This is a genomic window from Vibrio sp. 10N.261.51.C6, from assembly GCF_041471785.1.
GTDB lineage: Bacteria > Pseudomonadota > Gammaproteobacteria > Enterobacterales > Vibrionaceae > Vibrio > Vibrio crassostreae_C.
Window position 1 is genome coordinate 13,140 of record NZ_JBFRPB010000041.1, and the last position, 14,418, is coordinate 27,557.

The 14,418-nt window shown below is 45.7% G+C and carries 11 protein-coding genes and 2 pseudogenes; 9 read left to right on the forward strand and 4 right to left on the reverse strand.

Going from position 1 to position 14,418, the window contains the following annotated elements; all coding sequences use genetic code 11:
- Positions 1-94 precede the first annotated feature (94 nt).
- Positions 95-1,492 (reverse strand): annotated as a pseudogene (locus tag AB4375_RS11435) (alkyl/aryl-sulfatase); the annotation flags it as partial.
- On the opposite strand from AB4375_RS11435, the pseudogene AB4375_RS11440 reads away from it, so the two are divergent.
- Positions 1,477-1,923: pseudogene (locus tag AB4375_RS11440) on the forward strand (LysR substrate-binding domain-containing protein); the annotation flags it as partial. The pseudogenes AB4375_RS11435 and AB4375_RS11440 sit on opposite strands and share 16 nt — an antisense overlap.
- On the opposite strand, the gene AB4375_RS11445 reads toward AB4375_RS11440, so the two are convergent.
- On the reverse strand, positions 1,920-2,819 hold the full coding sequence (locus AB4375_RS11445) for a DMT family transporter (RefSeq protein ID WP_017059463.1): 900 nt from the start codon (positions 2,817-2,819) through the stop codon (positions 1,920-1,922). The pseudogene AB4375_RS11440 and the gene AB4375_RS11445 sit on opposite strands and share 4 nt — an antisense overlap.
- Positions 2,820-3,006: 187 nt before the next feature.
- On the opposite strand from AB4375_RS11445, the gene AB4375_RS11450 reads away from it, so the two are divergent.
- From AB4375_RS11450 to AB4375_RS11470, 5 genes are all read left to right on the forward strand, one after another.
- Positions 3,007-3,396: a VOC family protein gene (locus tag AB4375_RS11450; protein WP_372051622.1), complete on the forward strand. Its 390-nt coding sequence runs from the start codon at positions 3,007-3,009 to the stop codon at positions 3,394-3,396.
- A 51-nt stretch (positions 3,397-3,447) separates the two neighbouring features.
- Entirely contained in the window at positions 3,448-3,972 is a 525-nt protein-coding gene (locus AB4375_RS11455) for a hypothetical protein (RefSeq protein WP_136973666.1), read from the forward strand.
- Between the two features lie 169 nt (positions 3,973-4,141).
- Complete coding sequence (locus AB4375_RS11460) at positions 4,142-5,581, forward strand: 6-phospho-beta-glucosidase (RefSeq protein WP_372051624.1); 1,440 nt, start codon at positions 4,142-4,144, stop codon at positions 5,579-5,581.
- 99 nt (positions 5,582-5,680) lie between these two features.
- Positions 5,681-6,679 (forward strand): LacI family DNA-binding transcriptional regulator, encoded by a 999-nt coding sequence (locus tag AB4375_RS11465; RefSeq protein ID WP_372051625.1) that lies wholly within the window; start codon positions 5,681-5,683, stop codon positions 6,677-6,679.
- Positions 6,680-6,881: 202 nt separating this feature from the next.
- Positions 6,882-7,445 carry a sugar O-acetyltransferase gene (locus AB4375_RS11470; RefSeq protein WP_371721258.1) on the forward strand — a complete coding sequence of 188 codons (564 nt, stop codon included), beginning with the start codon at positions 6,882-6,884 and terminating at the stop codon, positions 7,443-7,445.
- 71 nt (positions 7,446-7,516) lie between these two features.
- Here the strand turns inward: AB4375_RS11470 and AB4375_RS11475 are convergent, their stop codons facing one another.
- Entirely contained in the window at positions 7,517-8,704 is a 1,188-nt protein-coding gene (locus tag AB4375_RS11475) for an MFS transporter (RefSeq protein WP_017062388.1), read from the reverse strand.
- 280 nt (positions 8,705-8,984) lie between these two features.
- Here AB4375_RS11475 and AB4375_RS11480 point away from each other — a divergent pair, with 280 nt between their 5' ends.
- Together AB4375_RS11480 and AB4375_RS11485 are read left to right on the forward strand one after the other, a co-directional pair.
- Complete coding sequence (locus AB4375_RS11480; protein ID WP_017069703.1) at positions 8,985-9,866, forward strand: LysR family transcriptional regulator; 882 nt, start codon at positions 8,985-8,987, stop codon at positions 9,864-9,866.
- A 442-nt stretch (positions 9,867-10,308) separates the two neighbouring features.
- Positions 10,309-11,841, forward strand: a complete 1,533-nt coding sequence (locus AB4375_RS11485) for a phospholipase D family protein (protein WP_372051627.1) — start codon at positions 10,309-10,311, stop codon at positions 11,839-11,841.
- Positions 11,842-11,961: 120 nt separating this feature from the next.
- On the opposite strand, the gene nfsA is transcribed toward AB4375_RS11485, so the two are convergent.
- The gene (gene nfsA, locus AB4375_RS11490) at positions 11,962-12,684 is read right to left on the reverse strand and encodes an oxygen-insensitive NADPH nitroreductase (protein ID WP_017066969.1); all 723 of its coding nucleotides are present in this window, start codon (positions 12,682-12,684) and stop codon (positions 11,962-11,964) included.
- 279 nt (positions 12,685-12,963) lie between these two features.
- Between nfsA and AB4375_RS11495 the strand changes: the two genes are divergently transcribed.
- Entirely contained in the window at positions 12,964-14,208 is a 1,245-nt protein-coding gene (locus AB4375_RS11495) for an NADH:flavin oxidoreductase/NADH oxidase family protein (RefSeq protein WP_372051628.1), read from the forward strand.
- Positions 14,209-14,418 lie beyond the last annotated feature (210 nt).

The following is a 14,418-nucleotide window of genomic DNA, read 5'->3' on the forward strand; positions in this document are numbered from 1 at the left end:
AAGCCCCGACCAAAAGGTAGGGGCTTGTTTTATGTTCTTTATAGAACGTTTTTTCTAGCTAACTGCTGTTGTTTTTACTTAGTGTTTCCGGCGTTTAATGAGCGTGTACCGCTGAATCTTGGTATAGCTCTGCATCAACTTCTTCGCCTTTTTTTGGACGCGGTACAATCTCAAAAGAGGTGTCAGCTTCTGTCAATGAAGACAGCAGTTTGTTAAGTGATGTCTTATCACCTTTCACGCCTGCTTGTCCGTCTTCTAACAGTTTTCCAAGGCTTGTTTTCTTAAGCACGATGTCAGACACGTCAGACTTATTGATGATCAGTGTTGTATCGGCGTCTTGCAGCTCGTTCACTTGAATGTTGTTCAGGTTACCGTTAGACATTTCAACGTAGTAAAACTCTTTCACATCAGGCAGCTGAATATTCAACGTAAATGGTGTTTCTTGTGCCTTTAGCGAGTCCACTTTAACTGCTAAGTAATCTAACAAGTTCTCAATGGTCATGTTAGCCAACACATCCGGAGATGCAGTCTTTGGTGCGCCCGGTTGTGTGCCAATGCGAAGCTCTTGAGCGCCGGTTAGGTAGATGTTTCTCCAACCTGCACCTTCTGATTGATAACCCAACTGCTCGTATGTATCTGCCAATAAGCCACGTGCAACTTTGTTCTCTGGCTCAGCTTGAATCACCTTATTCAGTGCTGTTGCAACGAAGCGGTATTCACCTTCTTGGAAATCTTGCTGCGCTTTTTCAATCACAGCATCGCTGCCGCCCATGTACTCAACAAACTTCACCGATTCTGGCTCGATTGGTAATGGATTAAGGTTAGCTGGGTTCATGTCGAAGTAACCAAGATACATGTTGTACACAGCGCGAGCGTTGTGAGAGTAAGTACCGTGGTAACCGTTGGTGTGCCAAGACTGTTGGATGCTGTCTGGCATTACCTTGTAAATCTCGTCACCGATGTCTTGCAGAACCACGCCGTTATTGGCTAAGCGAAGCGTTTGGTTATGAGTAAAACCGTAAGCGTCACGCTGCATTTTTAGGTAATCAGAGATCTCTTGTTCGCCCCAGATTGGCGATGAGTGAGACGCAAACAACACCTCTGTTTCTTCACCCCAAGTGATTAACATCTCGTTGATCTTCTTAGACCATTTCAAGCCGTCACGAACTTTAGCGCCACGCAGCGTGTACAGGTTATGCATGCCTTGGTAAGTCAGCTCGCCAGTCCAAAGTGCTTTCATGCTTGGAATATACGTCACCATTTCAGAGGCCGCTTCGGTACCTGAAGCATCCATGAATTGCATTTCTAGGCCGTCAATAACCAGAGTTTCAATCTCTTCGTTATGGTTCAGTTCGTAGTCTGGCAGTACGTAAGTAATGCTACCGGTTGATAGGCCTTTCGACAGTGCCGCATCCACAATACCGTGTTCGTGTCGGTTCAGCGTTGCGCCATATTGATAAGCGGTACGACGAGACATTGCATTACCCGCAAGTTAACGGCTACATGAAGCAGCCGATGATTGAAGATGAGTTGGTGCTGATAGCTCGAAAGGGGCATCCGAGAATCAATGGCTCTGTGACGCAAGAGCAATATTACAACGAAAAGCATGTTACTTTTAGAATGCGTCGAACCCGTTTATACACGGCAGATTATTTTACCAAGTCGCCACTGAAACAGAGAAAAGTGAGTGCCGAGTGTGACTCGCTGATGACCATGTGTGTGCTGGTATCGGGCTCAGATTGTGTCGGCAGTACATCGCGTGATTTTGCCAATCAATTTTCCGAATCCTTCCAGCTTCAAGTCCTTGATCAGCCGTTTGAAATCTTACCTATGCAGCAATACATGATTTGGCATAAAAGAACCGATTTGAACCCTGCTCATCAGTGGCTGAGAAACAAGATTCAGCAATATATGGCTGATTAACGAGCCGCTCTTGCTGCTCGTTTCTGTTTGGCGCTCTCTATCATCTTAGAAGGCGTCATTCCTGTCACCAACATGGTGCCGGTGATAACCAGAATTGAACCAACAATCGTATTGATGCCAATTGCTTCATCTAAGAATAAGTTACCCCATAGAATACCAAATACCGGAATGATGAAGGTCACGGACAGGGCTGAAGGTGCGCCGAGTTCAGAGACGAGATTGAAGTAAAGTAGATACGCTAACCCAGTACATACCGCGCCTAATAAGACAACCGATGTAGTGATCGTAACGTCGGGTGTTTCTCTCATCGGAATAAAGAATACAAACGGCAAAACCAGCAATACCGCAGCCCACATGCTGCCATGAGCATTGTTGAATGCCTCAACTTTAGGGGCTTGTTTGGTATAGTTTGACGCTATTCCGTAGCTAAAGGCCGCCATCACTGCTGCAAAGATAGGAAGCATAGCCTCACGGCCAATGTTCATCGCATCCCAACCGACTAACACGCCAACTCCTGTTACCCCAATCCCAAGTCCCAATAGAACTTTCGCCTCGAGTGCTGTTTTGGTCCATATTGCACCAATGATTGCCGCCCATATTGGCGCGGTAGAGTTCAAGATGGCGAGTGTCGAGGCGTTAAGTGTCTGCGCGGCATAAGCGAAAAGCAAAAAAGGAAGTGTGGTGTTAAACAGGCCGAGAATGAAGAAGTGTTTTGCGTGATCATGAAAAGAGAGCTTCTTTTTTAAATAGAAAGAAACTAAAAGCAGAGTAAGTGCTGCAAACAGAACTCGCGCTTCAATTAAGACTGCGGGCCCTAATGGATTGGCGGCCATTCTCATGAAAAGAAACGAGCCTCCCCATATAGCCGCAAGTAGTATCAGTTTTAAAAAGCTCACAGTTTGAATCTCAGATTGTGTAAAACCTGACTATGGAGGAAAGATAACTATTACACAAACATAGATGCCAATACTGTGCAGTTATGGACATAAAATCGAGCCCGTTAATCAGGAACAATTTCGTTCTGTTTATTGTTCCTTATTTGATGAGTAATCTAGCGTTAGACATCAAACTTAGGCAAACAAAATGAAGATTGAACACATCGCAATTTGGACCAAACAATTCGAAGTACTGAAGCGATTTTATGAAGATTATTTCGGCGCGACATTGAACTCAAAATATCACAACCCAACCAAAGGGTTTTCTTCATACTTCCTCTCATTTGAGACTGGAAGCCGACTAGAGATCATGGAAATGGACTCGGTGCCTGAATCGAAAGATGACATCTATGATCAGTTTACAGGCTTCATTCACATGGTGATATCATTAGGTTCGGAACAGGCGGTCGATCAACTGACTCAACACTTGGTCGAAGACGGCTATGAGCGCTTAGATGGCCCAAGAAGAACAGGCGATGGCTATTATGAGAGCTATGTACTCGATCCGGATGGTAATCGTTTGGAACTTACCGTTTAATGTAGAGACTTAATTGAGTTACTCATCTACTAACGGAACTGAGGTATGACAATGATGAAGCTTGCTGTGACTTTCCTTTTTAGTCTTGGGCTTATGGGATGTGCTACCTCAGAACCGGTGTATGAGCAGGAGGCGGACTCAAAGCCTGAACCATCACAACCCATAGGTTACCTCGGTTTTAAAGCTCACCAAGAGTGGGCGATTCAATTCAATGATTGCACGGTCTACGATTTAATCGGTGCACAACCTTACCAGTGGTTTGATCGCACTTCAGCCTCTGTGAGCTGTTATACGTTTAAGCCAAACGATGCCATCGAGCCTTTATCTGTCTATGCCGACGCAAACTTCGACAGCAATAAGCTAGCCCCGATTAACCTATTTCAAGAGCTGCAGGTATCAGAGTCTGGCTGGGGCAAGTTTCCTGCCGTCTATGAGACCAACGGTACCAATTGGCTGAAAGTCAAAGAGGGTTGGATTCACCTCACTTTAGCCGATCAGACACTCGTCCAGTTCTACCCGGGAACTCAAGACCTATCCGGCAAATCTCAGCATGATCAGTATTTTGAGCAGCATTGATCGTAATGCTGACTGTTGATTAGTCTGTAGTTCGATCAAAAAAGATCTTTTAACTATTGCTGAAACCGGTTTCAACCTGTATCTTTTCTTTTATTGAAATCGGTTTCAGAGTTGCAATGAGCTCTCTAATCCTGATCTTTTTCACGAATAACTTGTAGCGAGTAATGGTATGAACAACGAATTTCCGAACGATTTTTTATGGGGCGGTGCAGTAGCAGCGCATCAACTAGAAGGTGGCTGGGATGCGAATGGTAAAGGTGTCAGTGTTGTTGATGTATTAACAGCGGGCGCTCATGGTGTACAACGTCGAATCACCGATGGCGTGATTGATGGCGAAAACTATCCCAACCAAGTCGCAGTGGATTTCTACCATCGCTACAAAGAAGACATTAAGTTATTCGCTGAGATGGGTTTTAAGTGTTTCCGTACCAGTATCGCGTGGACGCGTATCTTCCCAAATGGCGATGACGCTGAGCCGTGTGAAGCGGGTTTAGCGTTTTACGATGATCTGTTTGATGAGCTGTTGAAATACGATATTCAACCTGTGGTCACACTGAGCCACTTTGAAATGCCTTACCATCTAGCTAACGAATATGGTGGCTGGATGAACCGTAAAGTGATCGACTTCTTCGTTAAGTACTCAACTACGGTGATGGAGCGTTACCAGCACAAAGTGAAATACTGGATGACGTTTAACGAGATCAACAACCAGATGAACACCTCGGCAGACATCTTCGGTTGGTTGTGCTCTGGCGTGAAGTTCCCGCAATGTGAAAAGCCGCAAGAAGCTATGTATCAAGCGGTTCACCACCAGTTTGTTGCGAGTGCGTTGGTGGTTAAGAAAGGTCACGAGATCAATTCAAATCTTCAAATTGGCGCAATGTGTGCGATGGTGCCTTTCTATCCTCGTTCTTCTAAACCGGAAGACATTATGGTGGCACAACAAGCGATGCGTGACCGTTACTTCTTCTCAGATGTGATGGTTCGCGGTCATTACCCAAATTACGCTACGCGTGACTGGGCAATCAAAGGCTTCAACATTGAGATGCAGCCTGAAGATGAGCAGATCCTAAAAGAAGGTAAGGCTGATTACTTAGGCTTTAGCTACTACATGTCGAATACCTTGGATTCTTCTTCTCACCAATCTACAGAAGAAGCGATGGACGGCGGTCATGAAAATTCGGTCGATAATCCGTTCATCCAGTCTAGCGATTGGGGCTGGCCAATTGATCCGACGGGTTTGCGTTTCTGTTTAGCGTCTCTGTATGAACGTTATGAAGTGCCATTGTTCATCGTTGAGAACGGTTTTGGCGCGGTTGATACCATTGAAGAAGATGGCAGCATTAATGACGATTACCGCATTGCTTACCTTGGCGACCACATCAAAGAGATGAAAAAAGCCGTTTCGATTGATGGTGTTGATTTGATGGGCTATACCCCTTGGGGCTGTATCGATTTAGTTTCGTTCACCACGGGCGAGATGAAAAAACGCTACGGATTCATTTACGTAGATAAGCACAACGATCAATCTGGCTCACTAGAACGCAAGCGCAAGAAGTCTTTCGAGTGGTATAAAGGTGTGATTGCATCTAACGGTGCCACTATTTAGAATGCATTCCCCAGCGCAGTTATGTGAACTGTGAGCTGTCATTTTGCAATGAATTAGTCGGCCTATGTCGGCTAATTTTTTATAAAGGAAAAGAAGCGAATGGTAACCATGCTTGATGTCGCAAACCGCGCAGGCGTATCTAAATCGACCGTTTCTCGTGTCTTAAATGGCAAGAACATCGTGCGCCCAGATGTGGTGAAAAAGGTATTTGATGCGATTCAAGAAACAGGTTATCGACCGAACTTGTTGGCTCAGCAATTGGCGACCAAGAAGACCAACTTCATCGGCTTTGTTATCACCAATGAGTTGTTCAATGGCCCTTACTTCTCTTCCTTGATGTATCACGCGGCTTCTTATAGCGAAAAGTCGAATCACCAACTGGTGATCACCGATGGCAAACACAGCGCTGAAGACGAAAGAAAGGCGATCAATTTCCTGCTGGATATGAAGTGCGCGGGCATCATCATCTATCCGCAATGTTTAACCGAAAGCGAGATAGCTCAGATCATCGAAAGCACTGACACTCCGATTCTGGTACTCAACCGAGAAATGCCGTCGAAGCCCAATCATGCTATTACCACCGACCATTATCAGAGCGCTTGTTTGATGGTTGAACACATCATCGAGCAGGGTCATACCGATATTGCAGTGATTCGTGGTAAAGCCGGTTCTTCGACCGATGAGCTGCGTTACCAAGCCTATCAAGATGTGTTAACTAAACATGGTGTTGCATTGGATGAGTCCAACGTTGTTCAAGGTGATTGGACGATGGAGAGCGGTTATCACGCGGCTCAGGCTTTGGTAAAAAGCAGAACCACATTCACTGCTATCTTGTCTGAAAACGATGATATGGCGATTGGTGCGATTAAGGCGTTAACCGAACTTGGGTACTCATTGCCTCAAGATGTTTCGATCGTCGGCTTTGATAACAGCAAAGTGGGGGCGTTTTTAACGCCAAGCTTAACGTCTGTGAGTGTGCCATTAGAGCAAATGACGCAAAAGGCGATCCTGCAAATTGTCGGTGAAACAGAGCAAGCGACCACCATCAATACCACTGGTAGTTTGGTGTTACGTGATTCGATAGCGAAGCTAAATTAGCACTGTTCGAATTTCATATTTTACCTACAAAAAGTGACGAGCTGCGCATCTCTTAAACCAAGCTCAAACACTCCTTATTCACTGTTATTTAGATGTGCGATATTGCGTTTTTGGTCGATGAATTGACCACCATTAGTTAAGTAATGTGAAGCTAGATAAGTAATATGAAAATAGCTAATTGATGTGAGAACAGGTAAGTAACGTGAAAACAGAAAAACAAAAAATGCTAGCAGGTGAACCTTATCAGGCTTGGGATAAAGAGCTTTATGCAGCTCGTATCGAATGTCGCAAGGTGCTTCAAAAACTCAATAACAGTATTCCTGACACACCCGAATGGGAAGCAGCAACGCAAGAGCTGATTCCGGGCTGTGAAAATGCGCATTTAGAACCTCCATTTCGTTGTGACTACGGCTCGAACATCAAGCTAGGCAAGAACTTCTACGCTAACTTTAACTGCGTGATTTTGGATGTGGCTGAAGTGACTATTGGCGACAATGTGCTGCTTGGTCCGAACGTTCAAATCCTGACTGCAGGTCACCCACTCGATGTGAAAGGCCGTGTAGAAGAAGGCGTTGAGTTTGGCACACCGATTAATGTTGGCAACAATGTTTGGCTTGGCGGTGGTGTAATTATCTGCCCCGGTGTCACCATTGGCGAAAACAGCGTGATTGGCGCGGGCAGTGTCGTAACCAAAGACATCCCAGCCAATGTGGTTGCAGTCGGTAACCCATGTAAAGTGCTGAAATCGATCGATAACGGACAATAATCAGATTTAAATGACGAAGCCCGAACCTAGGTTCGGGCTTTGTTTTTTCTATTCTTGCTAAATGCTAAATGCTAAATGCTAGATGGAACAGCTTGTTGTGCTTGCTTCTTATCTAACGCACCACTGAATCGAGTCAGAACAAGAGCGATCAAAACGATCACAGCACCTACCCAAGGGGTGTTCATTAATCCAGATTTCGCGACAATCAAACCACCGCCCCATGAGCCTAATGCGATACCGACGTTGAAGGCTGCAATGTTCAACCCAGAAGCGACATCGACGGCGTCTGGTGTGTATTTCTCAGCCAGTTTCACAACATACACTTGTAGCCCCGGAACGTTACCGAATGCGAATGCACCCCAAACCAAAATGGTAGCAACAGCTGCGTAAGGGTTTACTGCGGTAAAGTTGAATACCACCAGTACTGCGGCTAAACCAGAGAAGATAACGGTCAACGCTTTAATCGGGCCCATCTTGTCGGCCATTTTTCCGCCCCAGATGTTACCTACCGCCACTGACACACCGTAAACCAACATGATGAGACTGATAGAGCTCGAATCAAACCCTGATACATTTTCCAGTATTGGAGCAAGGAACGTAAACGCTGTGAACGTACCGCCATAACCTAGTGCTGTGATAGCGTAAACCAACAGTAAGCGTGGTTGAGTTAGAACCTTTAGTTGTGCCGAAATCTTCGCCGCAGGTGGTTGCTTAAGGTTGCTTGGAACCAAGATAGCGCTGCCGATAAGAGCAATAAGGCCAAGCAGAGCAACGATCAAGAAGGTCGCTTGCCATCCAAAGGTTTGGCCGATATAAGTGCCCAGTGGTACTCCAGTTACCAATGCAACCGTTAAACCCGTAAACATGATCGCAATGGCACTGGCTGCTTTATCTTTTGAAACCAAACCTGTCGCGATGGTCGATCCGATCGAGAAGAACACACCATGGGCAAGGCCAGTCAAAATTCGTGCGGCGATCAGCGTGTTATAGCCTGGAGCTTGCCACGCCAATAAGTTACCAATGACAAACAATGCCATCACGGTTAGCAATACCGCTTTACGATTCCACTTTCCGGTTAATGCCGTTAAGACTGGTGCGCCAATAGCAACGCCAAGCGCGTATAAACTGACTAATAGGCCTGCCGATGGCAGAGATACATTCAAGTCGCTCGCCATGGTAGGAATCAAGCCTACGATGACAAATTCTGTGGTTCCGATGGCAAAGGCGCTGAGCGTCAATGCAAGTAATGCTAGTGGCATAATCATCTCTCTTACTGTTCTTTGTTAAGTACCGAGCGCGATAAAATGGGGCAGCTTGTGACTGCAATAGGAGCGCTTCGTTTGATGGCGAGGATTATCTAGCAAAATATATTTGTGAAAAATGCCATCATTAACAAATAACCTTTGTGATATTTGCAATAATTGGAGGGTTAGCCGATCATTGGATTAAGCTGATGAGATCGAAAAGACACCGTGATTTGAGCTGTGATGAGCACAAGCGAGATGACATTAAACAAAATGAAGATAGCGAAGGAGCCTCATGTTAACCCGTTCAGATGATTTAGAAATGGTACTCACCGTTGTCGATGCTGGTGGTTTTTCTGCGGCGGCAGAGGCGCTGGATGTGCAGGTCGCCAAGGTGTCTCGCTCGGTGAGTAAGGTTGAGTTACAACTCGGCGTCTCAATATTCAACCGAACAACGAGACGCGTGGAATTGACGGAGGAAGGACGGCAGTTTGTCGATTCAGTCAGGGTGGGATTACAGATGATTCAGAGCGCGGAAGAAGAAATCGTGTCGCGCGGTGAGTTGCCAAAAGGTCGTTTAAGAGTCGATGCCGCCAGTCCATTCGTATTTCACCAACTAGTGCCGTTGGTGCAGTCATTCAAAGAGGCTTACCCAGACATTGAATTGGAACTCACTTCCAACGAAGGCTTCGTAGATCTTCTCGAAAAGAGAACTGATGTTGCGATTCGAATCGGTAAGTTGTCCGATTCAACACTGCACGCTCGCCCGTTAGGAAAAAGTTTACTCCATATTGTTGCGTCACCTGATTATCTCGCTAAGCGTGGGGTGCCCACCAAACCTGAAGATTTGAGTTCGCATCAAATTGTGGGGTTTGCGGGTAACAAAGTGCTTAACCATTGGCCTTTACCAAACCAAAGTGATGTCGCGCCTACTGTGACAGCCAGTAATGGTGAAACCGTGCGTCAACTAGTCTTAGCTGGAAATGGGATTGCTTGTTTATCGGGGTTTATGGTGCAGGAAGATATGGCTGCGGGTCGCCTAATCCCTATTCTGGAACAAGACAAACTTGCCAACACAGACCGAGAGCGAGTGAATGCGGTTTACTACAAGTCGTCATCGGTCTCTAAACGTATCTCGGCGTTTATCGACTTTATTCAGCCCCGTTTGAGCTTGTAGGGAAGGCTTGTGTAGGGACGATAAACGTTATGTAGCGTGAACAATGTTTTCGGTGTTGATCCTTACATGCCCCTTAGATGAACAACAGCTTTAGCGCTTACGTAAGTAATGCGTTTGCACAATCTCATATAAGTAAGTCGACACGCCTGTTAGTGTGAAATCAAGCGGTGAAACTAGATCTCCAAACAATGGTGAAGCATCACCCAGACCGAACAGACTCAACATCGAAATGGTAGAAAAGCCGCTGAGTTTATACTGTTTGGCACTCACCCAACTTAAGTGATCTGTAGGCCAATTTACCGACCTTTAAATTTATACTGGATAATTACCTATAAATTTCAGGCTTTAGCAGTAATAATCAATGAATAGATCGGAATAGCTTGTTCATTGAAAAGCTGTACGGAAAGTTTCTAAGACGCATTGTGAAAAGGAAGTCAGATACATGCCTGTGCTCCAACGCATCAGTTTAACGTTAATCTTAATCGCCGTTTTAGGTGGGTGTTCTTCACTTCCTGAAGGCATCGATCATCCAACAGAACCGCCAACCTCTCCTGCACCTAGTTCTTTATCGGTTCTAACCAATGAATTTCAGCCTGAAGCTTTAGAGCAAGGCACCACCGCGGTTCGTCTGCAAGAGTCTGGTTGGGATGCTTTGGCACAGCGATTAGCACTGGTCGAAAGTGCCGAGCACACCATCGACATTCAATACTACATCTGGAACTCTGACGAATCGGGCAGCTATCTCGCTAGCCGTTTGTTAGCCGCGGCTGAGCGTGGTGTGAAGGTGCGCGTAATGTTGGATGATATCAACCTCAACGAACGTGAAGGTTTGCTGTCGGCACTGGATGCGCACCCTAACGTCGAGATTCGTATCTTCAATCCAACGCCAACACGCCGTGGCTTCAGTAAATGGCTGAGCTTTGTCGGTGACTTTTCTCGCTTAAATCGCCGTATGCACAATAAGTCGTTTACCGTAGATGGTACTTTGTCTGTGGTGGGTGGCCGTAATATCGGTGATGAATACTTTGACCTTTCTGATGAAATCAATTTCCGAGACCGCGATGTATTAGTCATGGGCTCGGTAGTTAACACCATCCAAACCAGTTTTGTTGAATACTGGAACAGCCGTTGGTCTTACCCTGTCGATATGCTGGATGATGACGAACAACCTGATCTCTCGAAGATAGATAATATTGTCGTTCCGCATTATCAAAATTACCCGGAATTGCCACTAGATCGTAAGGCTGCTGATAGTTTGCTGAAAGAGGTGATTGGTGAGATGGCATGGGTGAATGCGCGTTTTGTTTACGATCAGCCTGTTCCTGATGATTCAGACAATACCGATGAACCGAAAGAGACCGCGATTCTTCTAGGTAAGTTAGCGAGTGAATCGAAACAAGAGATCTTATTGGAATCGGCTTACCTTGTATTCGATGATGGTCAGCTTGAAGAGTGGCAAGTGTTGAACAATAAGGGCGTTGAGATAAAAGCGCTAACTAACTCTATGGCCTCTAATGATCTGGTGACTAATCATTCTGCTTATGCGGGCAGACGTTACGATATGTTGGAGCATGGCATCGATCTGTTTGAGCTAAAACCAGAATCTAAGTTGTGTGAAGCATCGACTCAAGACGTGTCTAAATGTGCGCCTGAGACAGCCTATGGCTTGCACGCTAAATCAGTCGTATTCGACCGCAGCATCGCGAGCATCGGCTCATTTAACTTCAACTTGCGCTCTACCTACCTCAATACGGAATCGGTTTTGATCATCGAAAATAAAGAGATTGCTGAAACGTTAGCAGACACTATTGAGCAAGCAATGAGTGAAGATAATAGCTGGCGCTTGGAATTGGAAGACGGTGATGTGTATTGGTATTCAGGCGATCAACGTTGGGACAGCGAACCTGACACTGGTCAATGGGAACGAATGCAGTCAGGCTTCCTACAGTTGTTACCGATTGAGAAATATCTGTAAGCTAGCCGCCTCCGGATAAATAAAAATGTCAGCGTATATTACGCTGACATTTTTGTTTGTACTGCTGTTTGCTGCTAGCTCTAATCGCTTAACGGCTTAACGGCTTAACGGCTTAACGGCTTAACGCTTGGTCAGCTGCTTGCTGTTTAAGTAAGGCAGGATATGTGGGCGAGATTCACCAGAGAGTTTCTGTGTGATCTGCTGTGACCAACTGCTCTGTTTTTGGTTGCTTGAACGGCTTGCGTAGTAGCTTTGCATCGAATCATCGTAGCTGGCAATGTCATCTAGGCTCAGCGGTTGGTATTGGTTTTCGTGCATCACCACGTGAGCTGGAAGGCGAGGCTTGACCTCTGGTTGCTGTGCCGGATGACCTAAGCACATCCCAAACAACACGGCGGTATGTTGTGGTAGTTCTAACAGTTCATCGACTTGTTGTGCGCTGTTACGCAGCCCGCCAATGTACACGCCACCTAAACCTAGAGACTCAGCAGCCAACATGCAGTTTTGCGCCATGATGCCAGAATCGACAGCGCCAATCAGGGTCAGTTCAGTAAAGTCGGTTTTCACTTCAGGGTTGATTTGAGCGTGGCGTTGATAGTCGATACAGAACACCAAAAACTCAGCCGCGTTCTCCACGTAAGCTTGATTGCCTGCGTATTCGGCTAGCAGTTTACGCTTCTCTTTGTTTGTCACTCTCACGATAGAAACAGCCTGCAGTAAGCTCGATGACGAAGCCGCGAGACCAGCCTGAATAATCACATCAAGTTGTGCTTTTTCAATCGGTTGATTTGTATATTGACGAATGGAGCGGTGCCCCAGAATAGTTTCAATCGTGCTGTTCATAACTCTCAGACAGTCCTTGTGATGATGGCGTAGAGAATCACAATAACGACAATTACCATGAGCGTAAAGGGCATTAGAGCCTTTCTGGTTGACATATTTCAGCAGCGTCAGCCCAGTTTTTGAGATTCTATTTATAATCGATTAATGCCAGCTGCTATGCCGCTGGCATTTTATTATTGAGTGAAACTTGCTTCGAAATAGGCACCAAATGCTCAGAACTGTCGGATAAAATAGGGCATACTGGACTCAATATATAAACCCAAGAAAGTAACCACGCGCATGAATCCAATCTGCCTCAACGACCCTTTTTTTCTTCCTAATGGCCAAGTGATCAAAAATCGCCTGTTCAAATCGGCAATGAGTGAACAGCTAGGTGATAAACATCATAACCCTAAGCAAGGTTTAGTCACGCTTTACCAGCGTTGGGCTCAAGGAGGAATTGGCCTATCCATGACGGGCAACGTGATGGTAGATAGAGGTGCGCTTGGTGAACCTAAAAACGTGGTGTTAGATGAGCAAAGTGACTTAAGCGTATTTCGTGAGTGGGCGAAGGCTGGAACACAAAATGGTTCGCAGATATGGATGCAATTGAACCACCCAGGAAAGCAAATCCCTAAATTCTTATGTGATAGCCCGGTTGCGCCTTCGGCTATCTCTTTAGAGCGTGGATTAGAAAAAGGTTTCAATACGCCACGAGCTCTGACTGAGACGGAAATAATCGCAATCATTGATAAATTTTCGCTGAGTGCAAAGCTTGCAAAACAAGCAGGCTTTACTGGCGTGCAGATTCACGGTGCTCATGGTTATCTCGTGAGTCAGTTTTTGTCTTCGAGACACAATCAACGCCAAGACAAATGGGGTGGCTCACTCGAAAACAGACTTCGTTTCGTGCTTGAGGTTTATCGCGCGATTCGAAAAGAGGTCGGTGAAGATTTCCCTGTCGGAATTAAGCTCAACAGCGCTGACTTTATGAAAGGTGGCTTCACTGAAGAAGAGTCGATGCAGGTTGTTCAAACACTGAGTGATAACGGTATCGACCTGATTGAGATCTCTGGCGGCACCTATGAAAGTCCATCAATGATGGGTTCAAAGAGCAAAGCTGAACCAATCAAGGCCAGCACGGTAAAACGTGAAGCGTATTTTATGGATTACATGGTGAAGGCGAGAAAACTCGTGAGTACACCGCTGGTGGTCACGGGTGGTTTTCGAACCGCGCAAGCAATGAATGAAGCATTAAACACCTCGGCGACCGATTTTATTGGTATTGCACGCACAATGGCGGTTGATCCTGATTTCCCTAACAAGTTAATTGAAGACCCTAGCCACGGCATGCCACTAACGGTGCCAACCACAGGAAAGCCCGCATTAGACAAGATGGCGATGGTCGGGCTGGTTTGGTATGAACATCAAATGTGGCGCATTGCCTCTGGCAAGAATGCTGACCCTAAACTTAGCGCATTAAGCGTGGTGGTAAAAACAATTTTCAGCGCTGGCTGGCACGCTTTCAAAAAGCGCAGAGTGTAAGCAGTCATGGATTGATAAAGCAGAACTTTGAGGAATTGAAGTTCTGCTTTTTTGTTTGTCTCCTTTTAAGTTCTCGATAAATACATCGCAGAGCACCCTCAGCCAGCTTAGCTGTGGTACTAATCTAATACCAACATGAGCATTGGTTATAGTGTTCATAAGTGGCAAATCAGAGTAGACCAACTAGGATGAATTGAATTAAACCCTACA